The following is a 23,427-nucleotide window of genomic DNA, read 5'->3' as shown; positions in this document are numbered from 1 at the left end:
TCCCCCTCGGTAGTTGCAGCTTTACGGCCTGAAAAAGAAAGGTGCGCCGCGCCGTGCGGCGCGGCGCACCTGTGACCTTGAACTACCAGCCAGAGACGGTGGTACCCAGAGTGCTAAACCAACTGTTGAGTGCGCCACCAAAGGCGCCGACGCCAACAACCAGAACCAACGCGATGAGTCCGACGAGGAGCGAGTATTCCGTTGCTGTTGCGCCCTTTTCGGACTTGAGGCCGGACTGAATCCAGGCTTCGAGTGCAAGGAATGCGGTTCGAATGCTGTTCATTTCTAAACCCCAGACTTTGTTAGACCTACCAGCCAGCAACCGTGGTACCAAGGGTGCTGAACCAGGTGTTCAGCTTGGTGCCGAAGAAACCGACACCGACCACGAGGACCAGGGCAATGAGACCCACCAGCAGGGAGTACTCGGTTGCAGTCGCGCCCTTTTCGGAAGTAAAGCGATCCTTGACGCCGGCAACAAAAGCCATCATCGAGACCATGAGAGAAGTCATTGTATTTTCCTTAATTCGGTGAAATGGAACTAATTTGATTTCAACGAATTTCCAGCTGCCCCCATAAGTCTTTAGCGGCTGGACTTCGCTAAGAAGAGATTGTCACTGGGGGGTCTAGGGCAACAATGCGTAGTGGTACTCGACTTTTCTAAGGAACACCAAAAGTGCGTACTCGGAAACTTGGGTGAGTACTTAGCTGCGCCTGCAGGTGCGCGGAGGACTACTTGGGCTGCTACTGGAAGGGGCGGCCAGTGCGAGGAAGAAGTCCCCCGTGCTGACTAGCCAATGAAGAGCGTGACGGCTGCGAGGGCGCCTAGCATGGAGGGTCCGTGGGGCACCTCGCTGGCCTTATTCCGCCCTTTTCTGCTGATTAGCAGCACTGTTACTACGCCATTCAGGATGAAGCCCAGCAGGCCTCCGTAGAGGAGGTGGCTCCAACCTAGGTACCCCAGGTAAAGGCCAACGGGGGCGGCGAGCTTCACGTCGCCCATTCCGATGCTGCCGGGCGAAATAAGTCCCAAAATCAGGTAGCTGACAAACAAAATGACGGCTCCGAGGGCTGCGCGAAGCAAATCATCAGATTGCTTACCAAATACTCCTGGCAATAAAAGCAGTAGTAGACCGCCGGCCAGCAGCATTAATACGAGGGGATTGGGCAGCAGATGGAGGGCTACGTCTATCCGCGCTAGCTGCACGCCTAATATGGCCAGGAATAGGAAGGCCGGAAGACTGAAAGTATTTCCAAGATGTAGGGCAAAGGCGGTGCAGACGAGGCCGGTGAGTGCCGCCGTCGTAATTCTTGCCTGCAGGCGTGGCACTTCACCGAGGCGGGGAAGCAGCGTGGATATGAGGGTCTCGGCAACGGAGGAGAGGATGACCCCCAATAGGGCGGCGCCAAGGACTATGAGCACGCTCACGGGCTCCCCGTTTGCCGCTGACACCACTTCGGCCCCCTGCACTGATTGGGCCGGCATGGCCCCAGCGACCTCCGGCTACCTCATTTTGACCCTGAACCACCTAACGCGCTAATCTTGGTAGTCGTTGTGCGTGTCCTATTCCGATGGTGCGTGCCCGCTTGAGAATCCGGTTGCAGGATAACTACTCAACGTGCACATTCGGAACTTCAGGATGACTGGTTACATGGAGCCCTCACCTCTGTTCCGGTAGCGCGCAGACAGTAGGTGCGCGAGCTAGCGACACCTAAACAAGAACGCCAGAACAAGAACGAGGCAAACACCGTGCGTACGTACACCCCGAAGCCCGGCGATATCAACCGCCAGTGGCACGTCATTGACGCCACCGACGTTGTCCTTGGTCGTCTTGCAAGCCAGACCGCAATCCTGCTGCGCGGCAAGCACAAGGCCACTTTCGCATCCCACATGGACATGGGCGACTTTGTCATCATTATCAACGCCGAGAAGGTAGCCCTGACCGGCGCCAAGCTGGAGCAGAAGCGCGCATACCGCCACTCCGGCTACCCGGGCGGCCTGACCTCGGTCAACTACGCGGAACTGCTGGAAACCAACCCGGTCCGCGCCGTTGAGAAGGCCATCAAGGGCATGCTCCCCAAGAACTCCCTGGCTGCCCAGCAGCTCGGCAAGCTGAAGGTGTACCGCGGTGCTGAGCACCCGCACGCCGCCCAGCAGCCCAAGACTTTCGAAATCACCCAGGTCGCCCAGTAGTCCTGGCCACCAAACAACTTATCTATACAAGGAGAATCGTGGCTCAGAACGAAGAGACCACCGAGGTCGTCGAGGCCGAGGAAAACCTGACCAGCTACACCTCTGAGAGCTCAGCTACTGAAGCTGCTCCCAAGAAGGAACGCCCGGCCCTGACCGTTGCCGGCGCAGCTGTTGGCCGCCGCAAGGAAGCCGTTGCACGCGTTCGCGTCGTGCCCGGCTCCGGCAAGTGGACCATCAACGGCCGCGAGCTGGCGAACTACTTCCCCAACAAGCTGCACCAGCAGGACGTCAACGAGCCCTTCAAGATCCTTGATCTCGAAGGCGCCTACGACGTTATCGCCCGCATCCACGGCGGCGGTATCTCCGGCCAGGCCGGCGCCCTGCGACTCGGCATCGCCCGTTCATTGAACGAGATCGACGTCGAGAACAACCGCCCGACGCTGAAGAAGGCCGGTTACCTGTCCCGCGACGCCCGTGTCATCGAGCGTAAGAAGGCCGGTCTCAAGAAGGCCCGCAAGGCCCAGCAGTACTCCAAGCGCTAAATCCGCTTACACAGAAGCCCGTCCCGCCGTTTGGCGGGGCGGGCTTTTCTGTACTCGTCAGCCCTTCACAAGATGGAATACTGTGGTACCTCCGAGTAAACGCGGTTCAAAGTTGTTTCGTACCCAGTTCGAAATCTGGACCGCAACGGAGTTCTGGTCCTGCACGTCAAGGAAGGCTTCCTGCTGCACGAAGTAACAAATTCCCCCATCCGCGACCTGCTTTTTGAACGCGTCGAGAGAAGGGGATGGGTCGCTTCCAGCGAAGCCGCCAATTGGCATCACAGGGCGCTTCGACTCTAGTTGTAGCCTCGCCGCAGTCTGACTAGCAAAGGTTGCAGCTGCCCAGGTGCAACCTTGCGCGTTGGCGACAGCATTGACCAGCTCGCCGTCTGGATCTCTCCCGAAGGCGATGTCGTGGCCCCGCGCTAACTCGTTGTTCCGCAGGGATTGCAACAGGTGATTGATAGAGGCGGGGTTCCGAGACAGCCCCCCTGAAACAGGGTTGGAGCCTGTAAACTCCACGGTCACGTTGTACACGGAAGTTACAACCGGTCCAGTAAGAAGCGCTGCTGCGAGAAAAGTCGCAGCTCCTCTGTGGATCTTTGGGCTGGGTGCTTTGACTGCCAATGCCGCAAGCGCGCATATGCCACTTAGCAGGATGGTTGTCGGCAGCCATTCCGGCCACAGAGTAGTTCCGGAGCATATCAGCCATGATGAGAGCAATGCGGTCAACCCCAGAATAGTCCCTGTTACGCGAATCCATGTGCGGCGCCTTTGGCGAATCAGTAAGTCAACGGTCAGCCCGAGGACCAGCGCAAGGGGGGGACCTAGGGCTGCTGTGTAATAGGTGTGGATTTGATTTCCCATGAAGCTGAGAAGCAGGAACGCAGTGAGTAGCCAAACGGAAGAGATGAAAACCAGCGAACGCGTTGCGCGGCTACGCGGCAATGCTTTCCATGAGATGGCGAGCAGCAGGACTGCAAGAACAGCAGCGTAAAGAAGCCAAGAACTTTCTTGGTTGTAGTTGGCGTTTAACAGCCGAAACAAACCGGCATCACTGTCTACTGTTCGGTACTGATCAGGTATTTGCATGGCCTCGGCGATCTCGCCGCCACCAGCAATCCGATCGATGCCGTTGTAGCCGAAGGTTAGGTCCAGAACGCTGTTGCTTGCGGACCCGCCCACATACGGTCTTTGGTTCGCGGGAACTAGGTCCACGACGGTCATCCACAATCCCCCGGTAACAACCATAGCTACTGCCGCAGAGGCGATTGTTGCGATGCGCTTGGGCCACCTCTGGCGGGTGAAGAGAAGGAACGCCATGCCCAGTGCTGGGAGGATAAGCAGGCCCTGCAGCTGCTTGGCCATGAAGGCCAGGCCGAGCAGCGCCCCGGTCGAAACAAATAACCTGTCGCGCCCAGTCTCTATGGCCCGAACTGCGAACCATAACCCGGTTACCATAAGGAGGAGCATCAAGGGGTCTGGATTGTTATACCTTGACATAAGCGTGATGATTGGTGTCGTGAAAAAGACGACGGATCCAAAGAGACGAGCCCAACTGGAAACTGTTCGGTGCAGAACCGCATAGATCAACAGGGTCGTTAAGAGGCCCATAACTACCTGTGGAAGCAGAAGGCCTACCGAATTTAAACCCAGCATACGGACAGATAGGCCCATAATCCAAAGGCTCAACGGCGGTTTATCGACGGTTATGGAATTGCCCCAGTCTGAGGAGCCAAAGAAGAATGCCTTCGCGTCCATCGTGCCTGCCTGCACGGCGGCACTATAGAAGTAATTTCCCCAGCCATTTATGCCCAGGTTCCAGCAGTACAGCACAGTATTCATTGCCAAGATGAGAAGCAGAGCTGGTCGCTCCCAGCGCGGATCTTCATTGGATCCGCGCCACAGGCGTGCCACTGCACGACGCAGCCTGGCGCTAACCAGTAGGGGTGAAACTACTGGGAGGGTTTTCTGAGGTTTAACCGCGGAGGTCGTAAAGATGGACACCGTCGATCACCTGCTCTTGGAAGTTGTCGCGAATCCATTCGGAGATGCTGGTGGTCTCGGGGCTTAGTTCACCGCGGTCCAAAAGGGCTTGCTGCCAGATGAAGAACCCGATGCGGTGTTTTGAGACGAGGTCCTGGAATTCCGAAAGCGTTGGGGCAGGATCGGTTCCGAGCCAGCCGCCCAGAGGTATAACTGGTCTGCCCGATTCAAGCTGGTATAGGGCCGCGTTCTGTGCGGAGTAGGTGGCAGCGCCCCAGGTCTGGCCGACGGTTTGGTCACGAAGTAAGGTCACAACCTCCTTTGAGGGCTCCGCTCCAAGTGCGGTCTGCTGCGCCCAAGGGGGCCTGCCGTCTTTGATTGCGAGCATGAGTCTCGACATGGACATTGGGTCACTTCCCACCGGTCCGGAGAGTGGGTTGGTACCATGCTGCGGCGTTGAAAGGGTAAACATATCGGATGCCGACGGTGCTCCCAAAAGGACCGCCGCTAAAATGATGGCACCAACCGCTGGAATCGGTCCTTGAGTGGGCGCTAGCAGCCAAAAGACAGCAGCAATGGATCCCATGAGCAGGATCGTTGGCGCCACCCATGCGGGCCACTCATCGCCGTACTGCATGATCCTAATTGTCATGTAGCTGCTTGAACCCACCAAGACAGCTCCCAAGATCCGGAGTACCAAGCGTTGCCTGAGTTGCCACAGGACTGACAGCCCGACTGCAACGACCAACGCTAAAGGTGCAGCGAGAGAATATGTGTAATAGGTATGAATCATGGTTCCCATGAAGGAAAGAACCAGAAGGGCGGTAAAAAACCACACGGTAGCTAGAGCGGTAATGTTGCGTTGCCGCTGGGAAAATTTCACCGTCCTGCCAAGAGTAACCAGAATTATGCAACACGTCATTCCGGCAAATAGGAGCCAAGCGATTTCCGGCGCGAAGTTACCATTAAAGAGTCGGGTGAGGCCGCCGTTATATGGCGCGGTATCGTCCTTGACGCTCGTTCGATTCCCGGCTGAATTCATCGGAATGTGTACGAAACGTGCAAGACCGTTGTAATCCAACGTTAACTCGATGGCGCTGTTCGTGACCGAACCACCTATATAGGGCCGAGCTGCTGCGGGGATGATTTGCACTGCAATGAGCCATGCACTCCCGGTAGCGACCAGGGCGGCGGCTGACACCAGCAGTTGACGGATGCGCGCGATAACACTTCCTTGGCTGAACGCGAGCACAGCAGCGACCAACGCGGGCACCACCAATAGTGCCTGAACCTGTTTGGCCATGAATGCCAAACCCAGGAGGAAGCCTGCTACCGCAAAAGACCGGAGACGCCCGGACTCCATCGCCTTTAGGGCTGCCCAAACTGAAACGATAGTTAGGAGGCCCATAAGTGGCTCGGGATTGTTGAACCTTGACATCAGAACGACAACAGGAGTGCTGGCGTATGCAGCTGCCGCGAAAAGCGAAGTCCGCGCACCGAAGCTACGGCGCACAATGTGGTAGAGAAAAGCCGTAGATAGGACGCCCATTAGGGCTTGAGGAGCGAGAAGACTCCAGCTATTCAAACCAAAACAGCGTACCGAAAGGGACATGACCCAAAGGCTAAGAGGAGTCTTATCAACTGTAATCAAATTGCCTGATTCAAGGGATCCAAAAAAGAAGGCTTTCCAATCTTGGCTGCCGGCTTGGGCGGCAGCAGCGTAATAGGGATTAGCCCAGCCATTCTCATCCAGTGCCCAAAAGTAGCTAATTGACGTAGCGGCAAGAAGGCATAGGTAAGCAAAACGCTCCCATTTGGGTTCCTCGCTTCGTCGGCATACGAAGGATCGAAATCGCGCAAAGAGTGTTAGCCCCCGTATGCAGCTGACATTCTCCGTGCGGTCGCCAGTGGAGTCTCGGGAGGGAGACAGAAGCCGACTCACAGGACACGTCCACTGGCGGCAACCTTGCCTACTAGCCGAAGCCGGGCATCCTCATGGTCGCGATTATTCCGGAAAACCCAAAGCCTCAGCAGGACGAACCGCATTAGCGTGGCCAACACGTTGGCTGTGCTTAGGACTAGGAGCTCGATGTTGGGTGCCGCGTCAGCGTGCACCGTGTGGAGTACCAGCAGCGAGGAGGACGTAAGCGCCCAGGCAAGGAGAAAAACGACAAATCCTTGGAACTGCTGTGTGAAAAGCCTTCCCGGCCCGCTGATGCCAAACGTAAACCTCCTGTTGGCTGCAGTGTTGCCGACTGCTGTCAATAGGAGCGCCGTGAAATTGGCTTCCTGTGCACCGATGGGGCCCTGAAGTAAGAGATAGAGTAAAGCGAACGCCAAGGTCGACGCGACGCCGACGAGCCCGAACCGGAGGACTTGTCCGAAGAAACTCGGCCGGCTCACGGGCACAATGGGCCGGCGACCGAGTTCCGCGTAGATGGCTTGCACGGGAATGGCACCCTTGAACAGGGAGCCAGCCACCCGAACCATTCCTCGCAGATCATCCATGGCCGTCTGCTTGATGTTTACCCGACTGTCAGGATCATCCACCCAGTCCACAGGGATCTCGTGAATGCGCAGTCCAGAGCGCTCCGCAATGATCAGCAGTTCAGTGTCAAAGAACCAACCATTGTCCTCAATATGGGGGAGCAGGCGCCTGGCGACGTCTGATCGAATGGCTTTGAATCCACATTGTGCGTCGGAGAACTGGACGTGCATCGTGCGCCGAAGCAAAAAGTTGTATGACCGGGAAATGAACTCCCGCTTGGGCCCGCGGCTCACCCTTGAACTCTGACCCAATCGTGTACCAATGGAAATGTCAGAATGCCCAGACAGCAACGGGGCCACGAGCGGCGGAAGGGCTGCGAGGTCCGTAGACAAATCGACATCCAAGTAGGCAAGGACTTTTGCCTCCGACGCGGTCCAGGCATCCCTCAATGCATACCCGCGTCCTTTGACGTCAAGGCGCCGATACTCAACATTCGGCAGGTGCTCGCTGAGTCGAGCGGCAATCACCGGTGTCCTGTCGGTGCTTGCATTATCGGCGATGGTGATTTTCCACGTCGACGGCATTTCGTTCGTGAGGTATTCGGCGAGCCTTGTGATGCTGCTTTCGAGTACCGCTTCTTCGTTGTAGACCGGTACTACAATTTCGAGCGCCAAGCCCCCATAGCTAGGTGTCATGCATGGATCGTAGAGGCCTTCAAATAGGCGTGGCGAGGGTTTCGGGCAAAGACAGGTAACAACGAGATAGACCAAGTAGTCCTAGTAATTGCTCTAACCGGCACGTAGGTACTTAACACGTAGAACCGGCGTTGACACTTGGGCTAGGCAGGTCGGGTGACCACCCATCCTCTACACTTGACCGGTGTCTAGATTATTTGGAACAGATGGTGTCCGGGGGCTGGCCAACGGCCTGCTGACAGCAGAACTGGCCCTGCAGCTGGCCCAGGCGGCCGCCGTCGTGCTTGGTCATGACCGCGCCGCAAACGGCGCACGGCCCCGCGCCGTGCTGGCCCGTGACCCCCGCGCCAGTGGCGAATTCATCGCCGCCGCTGTGGAAGCAGGCCTTTCCAGCTCAGGCATCGACGTCTATGACGCGGGCGTCCTGCCTACCCCCGCCGCCGCCTATCTGGTGGCAGACTTGGACGCCGACTTCGGTGTCATGATCTCCGCCTCCCACAACCCGGCGCCGGACAATGGCATCAAGTTCTTCGCCCGAGGTGGCCAGAAGCTGCCCGACGAGGTGGAGGACGCCATCGAGGCCCAGATGAGCAAGGAAGCCGTCCGGCCCACCGGCGCCGACGTTGGCCGCATCCAGCGCTTCTCCGACGCCGAGGACCGCTACATCGTCCACCTGCTCCGCACCCTGCCGCACCGCCTAGACGGCCTCACGGTGGTCCTGGACTGCGCCAACGGTGCCGCCAGCGGCTGCTCGCCCCAGCTCTTCAAGGACGCCGGCGCCGAGGTCATCGTCATCGGCGCCGATCCGGATGGCCTGAACATTAACGACGGCGTCGGCTCCACCCACCTCGGCCCGCTCAAGGAAGCCGTGGTCAAGTACGGCGCCAACCTGGGCATCGCCCACGACGGCGACGCGGACCGTTGCCTTGCCGTGGACCACGAAGGCAATGAGGTGGACGGCGACCAGATCATGGCCATCCTCGCCGTCGCGCTCAAGAAGTCCGGCAAGCTGAGGGACGACGTCCTGGTGGCCACCGTCATGAGCAACCTGGGCCTCAAGATCGCCCTCCGCGAAGCCGGCATCACCATCGTGGAAACCGCGGTGGGGGACCGCTACGTCCTGGAAAGCATGCGCGACGGCGGCTACAACCTGGGCGGCGAACAGTCCGGCCACGTCATCTTCTCCGACCACGCCACCACCGGTGATGGCCTCCTCACCGGTCTCCAGCTCGCTGCGCAGGTGGCCCTGACCGGAAAGCCGCTCAAGGAGCTGTCCACGGTCATGACCAAGCTGCCGCAGGTCCTGATCAACGTCAAGGGCGTGGACCGCAGCCGCGTCAGCAGCAATGACGTCCTGGCCCAGGCGGTGGCAGCGGCGGAAGCAGCGCTCGGTGAAACCGGCCGCGTCCTGCTCCGCCCCTCCGGCACAGAGCCTGTTGTCCGTGTCATGGTGGAGGCCGCCGACGAAGAGACGGCCCAGTCCATCGCCGAGCACCTGGCCCAGGTCGTCCGGACCGAGCTCGCGCTGGAACTCGCCAACAACTAGACCCAGCAAGAAAAGTGGCCCGCCTCCCAGCAGGAAGACGGGCCACTTTGCGTTCAAGGCAAGCTCAGGGCGTGCGCTCTTTCAGCGCGTCCCGGATCTCGGTCAGCAGCGCCACCTGTGGGTCCTCGGCAGCGTCCTTCTTCACATCCTTGTTGATTCCCAGCCGGCGGTTGCGGCGCTCGATCATCAGGTTCATCGGCATCACCACCACAAAGTAGATGGCGGCGGCGATCAGCAGGAAGTTCACCACGGCGGTCAGCAGCACCCCGAACTCAATGGCGTTCCCGTTCAGTTCCACGCGGGCGAAGCTGTCGAAGTTGGGCGCACCCACCAGGCCGGAAACGAAGGGCATCAGCACCTTGTTCACCAACGCCGTCACTACCGCGCCGAACGCAGTACCCATGACCACGGCGACCGCAAGGTCAACCACATTGCCCTTCATGATGAAGTTCTTGAATCCAGTAAGCATGGTCACCAACCTAGCGCACCGGCATTACAAGTAAGCGGGCGCCGCTTCCAGACCGAAGTATTCCTCCAGCGTGCCGATGCCGCGGTTCAGCATGTCCGTGGCCGCCTCCACTCCCACATACCGCAGGTGCCACGGCTCGTAGAAGTACCCCGTGATGGGATGCAGCATCCACGGATACCGGACCACGAACCCGAACCGGTGCCCGTTCGCCTTCGCCCAGGCCGCCGCCGCCTGTTCGGCGAAGCACGGCTCAAAGCTGCACGCGCCGCCGCCATCACCAATGTCGAACGCCCAGCCCGTCTGGTGCTCCGAGTGGCCGGGCCGCGCGCTGGCGGTGTCGGCGTCGGCCTGTCCGCGCGCCGCGACGTACCCGTTGTAGGTGGTCACCTGCGTGCTGTACGAGCGGTAGCCGCTCGCCAGGACAATCCCAACGCCATCCCGTGCGGCCGCCGCGCACATCGCCTCGGCCTCACCGGCGGCAGAAATGGCGACGGCGGGACGCACTAAATCAGCGGGCACGTAGTCCGCGGGCTTCAGCGGCCGGTGCTTGTTAACGATCACCCACGGGCTGGCCGGGTCATCCAGCGAGAACTGCCGCGCCAGGGTGGCTGACGGGGGCGGCGTGGGGGACGGCGCCGCCGGGGACTGGCCCACCGTGGCCGCATCCGCCGTCGCGCCCGCCGAAGCCGTAACCGCCTCAGGGGAGGGGGGAACCGAGGAGGGAGCAGTGGACGACGACGGCGCCGCCGCCTTGGGTGCCTCCGGGGTGCAGGCTGCCAGGACAGTCAGCCCGGCCCCCGCTGCGAGGAACTGGGCGAAGCTGCGCCGGCTGGTGGAACCGCATTCGTAGCACACCTGTGCTACACCTTCCGGAGCAGCATGCGGCGGATGGAGTGGTCCGCCTCTTTGGTCAGCACCAGCTGGGCCCGGCCCCGCGTGGGAAGCACGTTCTCCTCCAGGTTGGGCTCGTTGATCCGCTTCCAAATGTCCCGGGCCGTGCTCTCGGCTTCCTCATCGGACAGCGTGGCGTAGCGGTGGAAGTAGGACTCCGGCTGTGCAAACGCGGTGCTCCGCAGCTTCCGGAACCGGTCCACGTACCACTCCTCGATGTAGGAGGTCTTGGCGTCCACGTAGATGGAGAAGTCAAAGAAGTCGCTCAGTGCCAGGCCCTGCCGGCCGTCATGCCGGGGCCGCGCCGGGGCCAGTACATTGAGGCCCTCCACGATGAGCACGTCGGGGCGGCGGACCACCACTTCCTTGCCGGGCACGATGTCGTACGTGACATGGGAGTACCAGGGTGCGCGCACTTCCTCGGCGCCGCCCTTGATCTCGCTCACAAACCGCAGCAGCGCCCGGCGGTCATAGGACTCCGGGAAACCCTTCCTGTCCAGCAGCTGCCGGCGCTTGAGCTCAGCCAGGGGATAGAGAAAACCGTCGGTGGTGATGAGCTCCACGTTGGGGGTGCCGGGCCAGCGGCGCAGCATTTCCCGCAGCACGCGGGCGATGGTGGACTTGCCCACGGCAACGGACCCGGCAACACCGATGACGAACGGCGTGCGCTGGGTCTGCTCACCCAGGAACGTGGTGGTGGCTGCGTGCAGCTGCCCTGCCGCCTCGACGTACAGGTGCAGGAGCCGGGACAGTGGCAGGTAAACGTCCCTGACTTCGTTGATGTCCAGGGGGTCGCCGAGCCCGCGAAGGCGCAGCACGTCCTCTTCATTAAGGGGCTGTTCCATCTGGGCGGCGAGGCGGGACCAGGTGTGCCGGTCCAGCTCCACGAACGGCGAGGCACCCTCCCCGTTCGCGTCGTTGCGTTGCGAAGTCACCTAAAGATTCTGCCCCGCGCCCGGCCCATCGCGAAATGACGCCCCTGCTCAGCGCGGCGTAGGTCACAGACGCCCGGCAGCGTGGCCTGCCGGTTTAGAGCAACTGGCACGCTGCCGATAGTCTTGAGCCTATGTGTGGAATCGTGGGGTATGTAGGCCGTTCAGTTGACGGTGCAATTAATGGTCACAGTGCGTTGGACGTTGTCCTTGAGGGACTGCGCCGCCTGGAGTACCGCGGTTATGACTCTGCCGGTGTGGCTGTGGTGTCTGATGGCACCATCGACGCCCGTAAGAAGTCCGGGAAGCTGAGCAACCTGATTGGTGAGCTGGAGGCCCGGCCGCTGCCGGAGACCCTGACCGGGATCGGGCACACCCGGTGGGCCACGCACGGCGGCCCGACGGACCGCAACGCGCACCCGCACCTGGCGGACGGCGGCAAGCTCGCCGTGATCCACAACGGCATCATCGAGAACTTCGCCGAACTCAAGCTGGAGCTGCTGGAGAAGGGTGTGGAGTTCCTGTCCGAGACGGACACCGAGGTCGCTGCCGCGCTGCTGGCGGACATCCTCCGCAACCAGCTGGGCGGGGACCCGGCCAACGGTGGCCTGACCCGGGCCATGGAGCTGGCCTGCCAGCGCCTGGAGGGTGCCTTCACCCTGCTGGCCGTGCACGCGGACCAGCCCGACGTCGTCGTGGCCGCCCGCCGCAACTCACCGCTGGTGGTGGGCCTGGGCGAGGGGGAGAACTTCCTGGGCTCGGACGTGTCCGGGTTCATCGATTACACCCGCCGCGCGGTGGAGCTGGGCCAGGACCAGATCGTCACCATCACCGCGGACTCCGTGGCGATCACCGACTTCTTCGGCAACCCGGCCTCCGGCAAGGAATACCACGTGGACTGGGACCCGGCCTCGGCGGAAAAGGGCGGCTTTTCCTCGTTCATGGAGAAGGAAATCCATGACCAGCCCGATGCGGTGGCTCAGACCCTGCTGGGCCGGTCGGACCTGGACGGCAAGCTGACCCTGGATGAGCTGCGGATCGACCCGGAGCTGCTGAAGCAGGTCAACAAGATCATCGTGCTGGCCTGCGGCACCGCCGCCTACGCCGGCACGGTGGCTAAGTACGCGATCGAGAACTGGTGCCGGATCCCCACCGAGGTGGAGCTCGCGCACGAGTTCCGCTACCGGGACCCGATCCTGGACGAGAACACCCTGGTGGTCTCCATCTCCCAGTCCGGGGAGACCATGGACACCCTGATGGCCGTCCGGTACGCCCGGGAACAGGGCGCGAAGACCATCTCGATCTGCAACACCAACGGCTCCACCATCCCGCGTGAATCCGACGCCGTGCTGTACACGCACGCCGGCCCGGAAATCGCGGTGGCCTCCACCAAGGCGTTCCTCGCCCAGATCACCGCCGCGTATCTGCTGGGCCTGTACCTGGCGCAGCTGCGGGGGAACATTTTCTCGGGCCAGATCAAGGACGTCCTGGCGGACCTGAACAAGATCCCCGCCAAGATCCAGACGATCCTGGACAACGCCGGCCCCCTGCGCGAACTGGCCCGGTCCATGGCGGACGAGAAGTCCGTGCTGTTCCTGGGCCGGCACGTGGGCTACCCCGTGGCCCTGGAAGGTGCGCTGAAGCTCAAGGAAATCGCGTACATCCACGCCGAGGGCTTCGCCGCCGGTGAGCTCAAGCACGGCCCCATCGCCCTGATCGATGAAGGCCAGCCGGTGTTCGTGGTGGTTCCGTCCCCGCGCGGGCGCGATTCGCTGCACTCCAAGGTGGTCTCCAACATCCAGGAAGTCCGTGCCCGCGGCGCCCGGACCCTGGTCATCGCCGAGGAAGGCGACGAAGCCGTCAAGGCCTACGCCGAGTACGTCTTCTACGTCCCGGAAACCCCAACCCTGCTGATGCCCCTGCTGACCACCGTCCCGCTGCAGATCTTCGCCGCGGAACTGGCAGCAGCCAAGGGCTACGACGTGGACCAGCCCCGCAACCTCGCCAAGAGCGTCACCGTCGAATAACCGCTGTGAGACACAAACCCCGGGCCCCAATGGCCCGGGGTTTGCGCGTTAAAGTCCAGCTTTTGCGCTGATGGCGGACAGCGGCGGCCAGCGGCGTGGACCGGCTTCCGGCCGAGGGGCACAACCGTAGAATGAACCGCATGATCGTTGGCATTGGGGTAGACGTAGTAGACATCGAGCGGTTCGGCCGCCAGCTGGAACGGACGCCGGGCCTGAGGGACCGCCTGTTCGTACCTGCGGAACGGGACCTGAACACCCGTTCCCTGGCTGCCCGGTTCGCCGCGAAGGAGGCCGTAGCAAAGGTGCTGGGCGCCCCTGCCGGCATGAACTGGCAGGACTGCTGGATCGGCCTCGACCAGAACGGACCCACCGTCCAGGTGAAGGGGACGGTCCTGGCGGTGGCCGAGGCCAAGGGCGTCAAGCGCTGGCACCTGTCCATCAGCCACGACGGCGGCATTGCCACGGCTACGGTCCTGGCCGAGGGCTGACCCGGGCGGCCGCCATGATCAGCGCCTACACCGGAACGCAGGTCCGAGCAGCAGAGGAACCTCTCCTGGCCGCTGGGCTGGGGGACGCGCTCATGCAGCGCGCCGCGCGTGGGCTGGCCAACGCCGTCGTCCATGAACTGAAGGACAGCGGCACCCGCCTGAGCGGTGCCCGCGTTGTGGTGCTGGCGGGCAAGGGCAACAACGGCGGGGACGGCTTGTATGCCGCCGCTTTCCTCGCGTCCCGTGGGATGCGAACGACGGCGGTACTCACCGGAGATGCGGCCCACCCGGCCGGCTTGGCCGCATTTGAGCGTGCCGGCGGCAGGGTGCACCGGCTCACCGAGGCGGCACTGCCGGGACTTGCCGCCGAAGCCGCCGCGGCCGACGTCGTGATAGATGCCGTCCTGGGGACCGGCGCCAAGGGCGGGCTGCGGGGGAGCGCCGCGGACCTCATACAGGCCATCACGGACGCGCACCTCCACGGCTTTGTGGTGGCCTGCGACCTTCCCAGCGGAGTGGACGCTGATACCGGCGAGGCTGCCGCCCCGGTCCTGCCAGCTGATTTGACCGTCACGTTCGGCGGTGCAAAGTCAGGTTTGCTTGCCGATCCCGGCGCGGACTACGCCGGGCGGGTCCTGGTGGTGCCGATCGGGATCGAGGAGCACCTGCCCGAGCCTGCCCTTCGCCGCCTCGAGGGCCCCGACCTGGCCCGCCTCCTCCCGCAGCCGGCCCGACGCGCCCAGAAGTACTCCCGCGGCGTGCTGGGTGTGGTGGCCGGATCGGAGGACTATCCCGGTGCCGCAGTGCTCGCCTGCCGGGGTGCGCTGGCCGCAGGGGTTGGCATGGTCCGGTACCTCGGCCCGCCGTCCGTGGCCGACCTGGTCCGCCAGTCCTGCCCCGAGGTTGTCTGCAGCACCGGAACGGTGGCCGAAAGCAGGGTGCAGGCCTGGCTGGTGGGCTCGGGCATGGGCCCGCATGACCACGAACAACTCACCCGCGCCAGGGACGCGATCGCGTCGGACCTTCCCGTGGTGGCCGACGCCGGCGCGCTGCCGGCACTGCCTGCCATCCTGGCCCCGCATGTGGTGCTGACGCCGCACGCCGGCGAGCTTGCGTCGCTGTTCCATCGCCTGGGCCGCGGGGAGAACCGGGAATCGGTGGAAGCCGCAACGCTAGGTGCCGTCCGCCATGCGGCCGACCGTACCGGGGCTACCGTCCTGCTCAAGGGCGCCACGACGCTCGTGGCCGCGCCCTGGGGCGCCACCTACAGCCAGGCGGACGGCACGCCATGGCTCGCCACTGCCGGCAGCGGGGACGTCCTGGCCGGCGTCATCGGCGCGCTGCTCGCCCAGGCAGGGTCCGACGTCGGCCGCTTCCGCCAGCTGGGCGTCGAACCGGACGGGCGGTGGGCCGCTATCGCCGCACTTGGCGCGGCCCTGCACGGCCAGGCGGGGCGGGCCGCATCCGAGGCTGTGTCCGGTGGCCCGATCACCGCAGGCCGCGTTGCGGATGCCTTACCCGAAACTTGGGGTAAAGTAAGCATGCTTAGTAACTATGGAGCGTGGAAACGTAATAGTCACAGCCAACCACTACGGTAGGCATTAGTTCGCACCAGCAGCAGGGGCGTTCCAATGTCGTCTGCTGCTGACCAACAAATGAGGAGCACGATGGAAGTCTGGCCTGGAAATGCCTACCCGCTGGGAGCTACCTTTGACGGCACCGGCACCAATTTCGCCCTGTTCAGCGAACGGGCAGAGCGGGTTGAACTCTGCCTCCTGGCCGATGACCTGACCGAGACCCGGATCGAGCTGACCGAGGTGGACGGCTACGTGTGGCACTGCTACCTGCCGCACATCCAGCCCGGCCAGAAGTACGGCTACCGCGTGCACGGACCCTACGATCCCGCAAGCGGCAACCGCTTCAACCCCAACAAGCTCCTGATGGACCCCTACGCCAAGGCCATCCAGGGACAGATCGACTGGGATCCCGCGCTCTTCTCCTACGAGTTTGGCGACCCCGATTCCCGCAACGACGCCGACTCCGCGCCGCACACCATGCACGGCGTGGTCATCAACCCGTTCTTCGAGTGGGACGGCGACCGCCAGCTCAAGATCCCGTACCACCAGTCGGTTATCTACGAAGCGCACGTCAAGGGCCTCACCCAGCTGCACCCGGAGATTCCCGAAGAGCAGCGCGGCACCTACGCAGGCGTGGCACACCCCGCCGTAATTGAGCACCTGAAGAAGGTGGGCGCCACCGCCATCGAGCTCATGCCGGTCCACCAGTTCGTCAACGATGGCACCTTGGTGGAGAAGGGCCTCAACAACTACTGGGGCTACAACACCATCGGCTTCTTCGCGCCGCAGAACACCTACAGCGCCACCGGCGACGTGGGGCACCAGGTCCAGGAATTCAAGGCCATGGTCCGCGACCTGCACCGCGCCGGCATTGAAGTGATCCTCGATGTCGTCTACAACCACACGGCCGAAGGCAACCACCTTGGCCCCACGCTGTCCTTCAAGGGCATCGACAACCAGGCCTACTACCGGCTGGTGGACAACGACTGCAAGCACTACATGGACTACACCGGCACCGGCAACTCGCTGAACGTCCGCCACCCGCACTCCCTGCAGCTGCTCATGGATTCCCTGCGCTACTGGGTCACCGAGATGCATGTGGACGGCTTCCGCTTCGACCTCGCCTCCACCCTGGCCCGTGAGTTCTATGACGTGGACAAGCTCTCCACCTTCTTCGAACTCATCCAGCAGGACCCGGTAGTTTCCCAGGTCAAGCTGATTGCCGAGCCGTGGGACGTTGGCCCGGGCGGCTATCAGGTGGGCAACTTCCCGCCGCAATGGACGGAATGGAACGGCAAGTTCCGCGACACCGTCCGCGACTTCTGGCGCGGCGAGCCCTCCACCCTGGGCGAGTTCGCGTCCCGCCTCACCGGCTCCGCCGACCTGTACGAAAGCTCGGCCCGCCGCCCGGTGGCGTCGATCAACTTCGTCACCGCCCACGACGGCTTCACCATGCGGGACCTGGTGTCCTACAACGAGAAGCACAACGACGCCAACGGCGAAGGCAACAACGACGGCGAATCGCACAACCGCTCCTGGAACTGCGGCGTTGAAGGCGACACGGACGACGAGAAGGTGTTGGCACTCCGCGCCCGCCAGCAGCGGAACTTCATCGGGACGCTGCTGCTGTCCCAGGGTGTCCCCATGCTGCTGCACGGCGACGAGCTGGGCCGCACCCAGCAGGGCAACAACAACACCTACTGCCAGGACTCGGAGCTCAGCTGGATCCACTGGGAAGCCATGGACCAGCCCCTGGTGGAATTCACCGCGTTCGTCAACAAGCTCCGCCACGACCACCCCACGTTCCGCCGCAGCCGCTTCTTCGACGGCCGCCCGGTCCGCCGTGGTGAAGGCGAGAAGCTGCCGGACATCGTCTGGCTGAAGACCGACGGCACCGAGATGCTGCCCGAGGACTGGGGGAGTGGCTTCGGCCGGACCATCGGCGTGTTCTACAACGGTGACGGCATCCAGGAACAGGATTCCCGCGGCCGCCGGATCACCGATGACAGCTTCATCATGGCCTTCAACGCCCATGACGATGCCGTGGACTTCTGCCTTCCCGCCGAGGAGTACTCCCAGTACTGGGAGGTCCAGTTCGATACCGCCGCCCAGGCGGACGACTACGAGCCGCTCAAGGCCGGTGCCACGCTGAAGCTGGACGCGAAGTCCATGGTGGTCCTGCGCGCGTACTCCGGCCCGGAGGAAGAGGTCGACTACTCCGCAGCGGCCTCCATTGCGTCCATGGCCGAGCAGGAGGAAGCCCAGGAGGAGATGGTGGAAGCCCAGACCAAGGCTGCGGAAGCCAGCGAGGCAAGGGCAACGGGCGCCGACGAGGACGCCAAGGCATGAGGACTCCGGTCTCCACTTACCGCTTTCAGATCCGCAGCAGCTTCACCCTGTTCGACGCCGCTGAACAGGTCCTGTACCTGAAGGACCTCGGCGTCGACTGGGTGTACCTCTCGCCCATCCTCACCGCGGAGAAGGGTTCGGACCACGGCTACGACGTGACCGATCCCTCCGCCGTGGACCCGGACCGTGGCGGGCCGGAAGGCCTGCAGGCCCTGTCCAAGGCGGCCCGCGAACACGGCATGGGCGTCCTGGTGGACATCGTGCCCAATCACGTCGGTGTGGCCACTCCCGTGCAGAATCCCTGGTGGTGGTCCCTGCTCAAGGAGGGCCGCGAATCGCCCTACGCCGAAGCGTTCGACGTCGACTGGGACCTGGGCGGCGGAAAGGTCCGGCTGCCCATGCTGGGCTCGGACGACGACCTGGACAAGCTGGAGGTCAAGGACGGCGAACTCCGCTACTACGACCACCGGTTCCCGCTGGCCGAGGGCACGTACAGCGAAGGTGACTCCCCGCAGGAGGTGCACAGCCGCCAGCACTACCAGCTGATGGACTGGCGCCGCGCCGACGCTGAGTTGAATTACCGTCGCTTCTTCGCGGTGACCACGCTGGCCGGCATCCGGGTGGAGGAACCGTCTGTCTTCGAAAAGGCTCATGCCGAGGTGGGCCGCTGGTTCACCGAAGGCCTGGTGGACGGGCTCCGCGTAGACCACCCGGACGGACTCGCCGATCCCGCCGGCTACCTCCGCTGGCTAAAGGACCTCAGCGGGGGCGCATACGTCCTGGTGGAGAAAATCCTGGAGCCGGGCGAAGTGCTGCCGCAGGACTTCGCCTGCGAAGGCACCACCGGATATGACGCACTGGCTGACGTGGACCGGGTCTTCGTTGACCCGGCGGGGCAGCAGGCGCTGGACGCACTGGATGCTTCCCTGCGGGGTACCTCCGAACCCGCCGACTACGCCGAAATGATCCGCGGCACCAAGCGCATGATCGCCGACGGCATCCTGCGCTCCGAGGTGCTGCGGCTGGCCCGGCTGGTACCTGAATCCCACGGGCTCAGCGTTGACCAGGCAGCGGATGCGATCGCGGAAATCATCGCATCGTTCCCGGTGTACCGTTCCTACCTGCCGGTGGGCGCCGATGTCCTCAAGGAGGCGTGCGAGTCCGCCGCCGCGCACCGGCCGGACCTGGAAGTGGCGGTGGGAACCCTCCTGCCGCTGCTGCTGGATCCCGCCAACCCCATCGCCATCCGGTTCCAGCAGACCTCCGGCATGGTCATGGCCAAGGGCGTGGAGGACACCGCGTTCTACCGCTACACGCGGCTGGGCACGCTGACCGAAGTGGGTGCTGAGCCTACCGAGTTCGCCGTGTCTCCGGAGGAGTTCCACCAGCGGATGGAGCGCCGTCAGCAGGAGCTGCCGCTGTCCATGACCACGTTGTCCACCCACGACACCAAGCGCAGCGAGGATGCCAGGGCCCGGATCTCGGTCATCGCCGAGCTGCCGGAGGAGTGGGCGGAAACGCTGGAGGAACTGCGTAAACTGGCGCCGATCCCGGACGGCCCGTACGAGAACCTGCTGTGGCAGGCAATCGTCGGCGCCTGGCCGGCAAGCCGGGAACGGCTTCAGGGTTACGCCGAAAAGGCAGCCCGGGAGGCCGGCAACTCCACCAAGTGGACCGACCCCAACGAGGACTTCGAGTCCAAGGTGCAGGCCGCCGTCGATGCAGTCTTCGACGACGCCAAGGTCGCCAAGGTTCTCACGGACTTCGTGGCCCAGATTGATGCCTTCTCCGCGGCCAACTCGGTTTCCGCCAAGCTGGTCCAGCTGACCATGCCCGGTGTGCCTGATGTGTACCAGGGCAGCGAGTTCTGGGAACGCTCGCTCACGGACCCGGACAACCGCCGGCCCGTGGACTTCGGTGCCCGGCAGGAGGAACTGGCAAAGCTCGACGCCGGTGCGTTGCCGGACGCGGGCACAGAGGCCAGCAAGCTTCTGGTCACCTCGAGGGCACTGCGCCTGCGCCGGGACCGGCCGGAGCTGTTCCAGGGGTACTCTCCGGTGAACGCCGCCGGTGCAGCTGCGGAGCACCTGCTCGCTTTCAGCCGCGGAACCGACGCTGACTCCGGTGCCCTTACGCTGGCCACCCGGCTCCCCGCCGGACTGCAGGCCGGCGGCGGATGGCGGGACACCGCCGTCGACCTTTCCACTGCCATGCGCGACGAACTCACCGGGGCCAGCTACGGACCCGGCCAGGTTTCGGTCGCGGAGGTCCTGGGTACCTACCCGGTGGCCCTGCTGGCACCTGTGGATGGAGAAAAGGCATGACCTTGGTCAACGTTGGACCCGAACGCTTTGATGTGTGGGCGCCGGATGTTTCGTCGATGGTGTTGGTGGCTGACGGCCGGCAGTACCCCATGCAGAAAAAGGAAACGGCGCCCGGCTCTGAAGGATGGTGGACGGCGTCCGACGCCCCGGCTGACGGTGATGTGGACTACGGCTACCTGCTGGACGGGGACACCACCCCTGTCCCGGACCCCCGCTCCCGCCGGCTCCCCGCCGGCGTCCACAAGCAGTCCCGGACCTACGATCCCGCCGCCTACGCGTGGCAGGATTCCGGGTGGCGCGGCAAGGACCTGCAGGGAGCCGTCATCTACGAGCTCCATGTGGGCACCTTCACGCCCGATGGGACCTTGGACGCCGCAGGGGAGAAGCTCAGCTACCTGGTGGACCTGGGCATCGACTTCATCGAACTGCTGCCGGTCAACGGCTTCAACGGAACCCACAATTGGGGCTACGACGGCGTCCAGTGGTACACCGTCCACGAAGGCTATGGCGGCCCTGCTGCGTACCAGCGGTTCGTCGACGCCGCCCACGCCGCAGGACTGGGCGTCATCCAGGACGTGGTGTACAACCACCTGGGACCTAGCGGCAACTACCTCCCAAAGTTCGGCCCGTACCTGAAACAGGGCGACGCCAACACCTGGGGTGACTCGGTGAACCTGGACGGGGCCGGCTCCGATGTGGTCCGCGAATACATCCTGGACAACGCCGCCCTGTGGCTGCGCGACTACCACGTGGACGGGCTGCGACTCGATGCCGTGCACGCGCTGCGGGACGAGAGGGCCGTGCACATCCTGGAGGACCTGGGAGCCTTGGGCGACGCTATTTCGGCTGAGACCGGGCTGCCCAAGACCCTCATCGCGGAATCGGACCTCAACAACCCGCGCCTGATCTACCCCCGCGACGTCAACGGGTACGGTCTGGCCGGGCAGTGGAGTGACGACTTCCACCACGCGGTGCACGTCAGCGTCAGCGGCGAAACCACCGGCTACTACTCGGACTTCGAATCCCTTGGCGTGCTGGCCAAGGTGCTCAAGGACGGGTTCCTGCACGACGGCAGCTACTCCAGCTTCCGCGGACGGCACCACGGCCGGCCCATCAACCCATCGTTGGCCAACCCGGCGGCGCTGGTGGTCTGCAACCAGAACCATGACCAGATCGGCAACCGGGCCACGGGGGACAGGCTGTCGCAGTCGCTGTCCTACGGGCAGCTGGCTGTGGCGGCGGTGCTTACGCTGACCTCGCCGTTCACGCCCATGCTGTTCATGGGTGAGGAATACGGCGCTTCCACGCCCTGGCAGTTCTTTACCTCGCACCCCGAACCGGAGCTTGGTAAGGCCACCGCGGAAGGGCGCATCAAGGAATTCGAGCGCATGGGGTGGGACCCCGCCGTCGTGCCTGACCCGCAGGACCCGGAAACCTTCAACCGCTCCAAGCTGGACTGGTCCGAGGCTTCCACGGGTGACCATGCGCGGCTGCTGGAGCTGTACAAGTCGCTGACGGCGCTGCGCCGCGAGCATCCGGACCTGGCAGATCCCGGCTTTGGCCAGACGGAGGTATCGTTCGACGACGACGCCGGCTGGCTGCGCTTCAGGCGCGGCTCCGTGGAGGTGCTCGTGAACCTTTCAGACGCCAAGGTACGGCTGGATGATGCGGCAGGCGACCTCCTTCTGGCCACGGACGAAGGGAACGCTCTGGACGGCGGGTCCCTCGCCCTGGCGCCGTGGAGTGCCGCCGTCCTCAAGTCCTGAATCAGCGGTTACGCCGGGGGTATGCGCCCCCGGCGTAACTTTTCCTCTTAGCGCTAACAACTTCCCGTGTAGCGCGGGTCACAACTGGCAGGATGGAACGTATGACATATATTGCAGCGGACAACCGCTACGAATCCATGCCCTACCGCCGGGTGGGCCGCAGCGGCCTCAAGCTCCCGGCCATCTCCCTGGGCCTGTGGCACAACTTCGGCGACGACAAGCGCTTCGAGGAACAGCGCGACATCCTCCGCCGTGCCTTCGACCTCGGTGTAAACCACTTCGACCTGGCCAACAACTACGGTCCGCCGGACGGGTCCGCGGAAACGAACTTTGGCCGGCACCTGCGGGACGATTTCAAGCCCTACCGCGACGAACTGGTCATCTCCACCAAGGCCGGCTACTACATGTGGCCCGGCCCCTACGGTGAATGGGGTTCCCGCAAATACCTGATCTCAAGCCTGGACCAGTCGCTGCAGCGCATGGGCCTGGACTACGTGGACATCTTCTACAGCCACCGCCCGGATCCCGAGACGCCCATGGAGGAAACCATGGGCGCCCTGGACTACGCCGTTCGCTCCGGCAAGGCCCTGTACGCAGGCATCTCCTCCTACACCCCGGAGCAGACCCTCGAGGCCGCCCGCATCCTCAAGGAACTCGGCACGCCGCTGCTGATCCACCAGCCCAGCTACTCCATGCTCAACCGCTGGACCGAAGACGGATCGCCCAACCTGTACGAGGTGCTGGACCAGGTCGGGGCCGGATCCATCGCCTTCTCGCCCCTGGCGCAGGGGATGCTCACGGACCGCTACCTCCACGGCATTCCCGCCGACTCGCGCGCAGCCAAGGCCCGGTTCCTCTCCGAAGAGTCCATCACCGAGGAGAAACTGGACCGCGTACGTGGGCTGCGGAAGATCGCCGAAGGCCGCGGACAGACACTGGCCCAGATGGCCATCGCCTGGATCCTGCGTGACCAGCCCAAGGGCTCACCCGTCACGTCCGCGCTGATCGGTGCCTCCAGTGTCCGCCAGTTGGAGGACAGCCTGTCCGCCATCAACAACCTCAGCTTCTCTGATGACGAACTGACCGCCATCGACGAATTCGCGGTGGAGTCGGACATCAACCTCTGGAAGCAGAACGCCTGACGCGCTTTGTTTTC

At 63.4% G+C, this 23,427-nt stretch carries 19 protein-coding genes; 10 read left to right on the top strand and 9 right to left on the bottom strand.

Annotated features, from left to right (window positions below):
• Window positions 1-82 precede the first annotated feature (82 nt).
• From ACFO0G_RS02445 to ACFO0G_RS02435, 3 genes are all read right to left on the bottom strand, one after another.
• Window positions 83-283 (bottom strand): Flp family type IVb pilin, encoded by a 201-nt coding sequence (locus ACFO0G_RS02445; protein WP_376976322.1) that lies wholly within the window; start codon window positions 281-283, stop codon window positions 83-85.
• A 25-nt stretch (window positions 284-308) separates the two neighbouring features.
• Window positions 309-509, bottom strand: a complete 201-nt coding sequence (locus ACFO0G_RS02440) for a Flp family type IVb pilin (RefSeq protein WP_376976321.1) — start codon at window positions 507-509, stop codon at window positions 309-311.
• Between the two features lie 278 nt (window positions 510-787).
• A complete protein-coding gene (locus ACFO0G_RS02435; RefSeq protein WP_376976320.1) occupies window positions 788-1,426 on the bottom strand; it encodes a prepilin peptidase in 639 nt (212 codons plus the stop codon).
• A 321-nt stretch (window positions 1,427-1,747) separates the two neighbouring features.
• Here ACFO0G_RS02435 and rplM point away from each other — a divergent pair, with 321 nt between their 5' ends.
• Entirely contained in the window at window positions 1,748-2,191 is a 444-nt protein-coding gene (gene rplM, locus ACFO0G_RS02430) for a 50S ribosomal protein L13 (protein ID WP_043454696.1), read from the top strand.
• A gap of 38 nt (window positions 2,192-2,229) precedes the next feature.
• A complete protein-coding gene (gene rpsI / locus ACFO0G_RS02425; protein WP_376976319.1) occupies window positions 2,230-2,733 on the top strand; it encodes a 30S ribosomal protein S9 in 504 nt (167 codons plus the stop codon).
• A gap of 57 nt (window positions 2,734-2,790) precedes the next feature.
• Here rpsI and ACFO0G_RS02420 read toward each other — a convergent pair whose 3' ends face one another.
• The 3 genes from ACFO0G_RS02420 to ACFO0G_RS02410 all read right to left on the bottom strand — a co-directional run bounded on the left by ACFO0G_RS02420 (window position 2,791) and on the right by ACFO0G_RS02410 (window position 7,902).
• Window positions 2,791-4,578, bottom strand: a complete 1,788-nt coding sequence (locus ACFO0G_RS02420) for an ArnT family glycosyltransferase (RefSeq protein WP_376976318.1) — start codon at window positions 4,576-4,578, stop codon at window positions 2,791-2,793.
• Between the two features lie 133 nt (window positions 4,579-4,711).
• Complete coding sequence (locus ACFO0G_RS02415) at window positions 4,712-6,598, bottom strand: glycosyltransferase family 39 protein (protein WP_465251108.1); 1,887 nt, start codon at window positions 6,596-6,598, stop codon at window positions 4,712-4,714.
• 59 nt (window positions 6,599-6,657) lie between these two features.
• The gene (locus ACFO0G_RS02410) at window positions 6,658-7,902 is read right to left on the bottom strand and encodes a bifunctional glycosyltransferase family 2/GtrA family protein (RefSeq protein WP_376976317.1); all 1,245 of its coding nucleotides are present in this window, start codon (window positions 7,900-7,902) and stop codon (window positions 6,658-6,660) included.
• Between the two features lie 184 nt (window positions 7,903-8,086).
• Here ACFO0G_RS02410 and glmM point away from each other — a divergent pair, with 184 nt between their 5' ends.
• Window positions 8,087-9,448 carry a phosphoglucosamine mutase gene (gene glmM / locus ACFO0G_RS02405; RefSeq protein WP_376976316.1) on the top strand — a complete coding sequence of 454 codons (1,362 nt, stop codon included), beginning with the start codon at window positions 8,087-8,089 and terminating at the stop codon, window positions 9,446-9,448.
• Between the two features lie 64 nt (window positions 9,449-9,512).
• Here the strand turns inward: glmM and mscL are convergent, their stop codons facing one another.
• The 3 genes from mscL to coaA are packed head-to-tail and all read right to left on the bottom strand — an operon-like array spanning window position 9,513 to window position 11,743.
• Entirely contained in the window at window positions 9,513-9,917 is a 405-nt protein-coding gene (gene mscL / locus ACFO0G_RS02400; RefSeq protein ID WP_286398145.1) for a large conductance mechanosensitive channel protein MscL, read from the bottom strand.
• Window positions 9,918-9,941: 24 nt separating this feature from the next.
• A complete protein-coding gene (locus tag ACFO0G_RS02395; protein WP_376976315.1) occupies window positions 9,942-10,772 on the bottom strand; it encodes a M15 family metallopeptidase in 831 nt (276 codons plus the stop codon).
• 5 nt (window positions 10,773-10,777) lie between these two features.
• Window positions 10,778-11,743: a type I pantothenate kinase gene (coaA, locus tag ACFO0G_RS02390; RefSeq protein WP_142133124.1), complete on the bottom strand. Its 966-nt coding sequence runs from the start codon at window positions 11,741-11,743 to the stop codon at window positions 10,778-10,780.
• Between the two features lie 131 nt (window positions 11,744-11,874).
• Between coaA and glmS the strand changes: the two genes are divergently transcribed.
• The 7 genes from glmS to mgrA all read left to right on the top strand — a co-directional run bounded on the left by glmS (window position 11,875) and on the right by mgrA (window position 23,413).
• The gene (gene glmS, locus ACFO0G_RS02385; RefSeq protein WP_376976314.1) at window positions 11,875-13,767 is read left to right on the top strand and encodes a glutamine--fructose-6-phosphate transaminase (isomerizing); all 1,893 of its coding nucleotides are present in this window, start codon (window positions 11,875-11,877) and stop codon (window positions 13,765-13,767) included.
• A 140-nt stretch (window positions 13,768-13,907) separates the two neighbouring features.
• Window positions 13,908-14,255: a holo-ACP synthase gene (locus tag ACFO0G_RS02380; RefSeq protein WP_141942574.1), complete on the top strand. Its 348-nt coding sequence runs from the start codon at window positions 13,908-13,910 to the stop codon at window positions 14,253-14,255.
• A gap of 14 nt (window positions 14,256-14,269) precedes the next feature.
• Window positions 14,270-15,853, top strand: coding sequence for an NAD(P)H-hydrate epimerase (locus tag ACFO0G_RS02375; protein ID WP_376976313.1), 1,584 nt, complete (start codon window positions 14,270-14,272; stop codon window positions 15,851-15,853).
• A gap of 69 nt (window positions 15,854-15,922) precedes the next feature.
• Complete coding sequence (gene glgX / locus ACFO0G_RS02370) at window positions 15,923-18,181, top strand: glycogen debranching protein GlgX (RefSeq protein WP_286398138.1); 2,259 nt, start codon at window positions 15,923-15,925, stop codon at window positions 18,179-18,181.
• The gene (treY, locus tag ACFO0G_RS02365; protein ID WP_376976312.1) at window positions 18,178-20,505 is read left to right on the top strand and encodes a malto-oligosyltrehalose synthase; all 2,328 of its coding nucleotides are present in this window, start codon (window positions 18,178-18,180) and stop codon (window positions 20,503-20,505) included. Before glgX ends, treY begins: the two co-directional genes overlap by 4 nt.
• Window positions 20,502-22,271 carry a malto-oligosyltrehalose trehalohydrolase gene (gene treZ / locus ACFO0G_RS02360; RefSeq protein ID WP_376976311.1) on the top strand — a complete coding sequence of 590 codons (1,770 nt, stop codon included), beginning with the start codon at window positions 20,502-20,504 and terminating at the stop codon, window positions 22,269-22,271. The genes treY and treZ overlap by 4 nt, the downstream gene beginning before the upstream one ends.
• Before the next feature lie 101 nt (window positions 22,272-22,372).
• On the top strand, window positions 22,373-23,413 hold the full coding sequence (mgrA, locus tag ACFO0G_RS02355) for an L-glyceraldehyde 3-phosphate reductase (protein ID WP_376976310.1): 1,041 nt from the start codon (window positions 22,373-22,375) through the stop codon (window positions 23,411-23,413).
• Window positions 23,414-23,427: the final 14 nt, after the last annotated feature.

The organism is Arthrobacter sedimenti, assembly GCF_042652025.1.
Taxonomy (GTDB): domain Bacteria; phylum Actinomycetota; class Actinomycetes; order Actinomycetales; family Micrococcaceae; genus Arthrobacter; species Arthrobacter sedimenti.
Note: the sequence above shows the minus strand (reverse complement) of the source record. Positions and strands in the feature narration are given on the sequence as shown.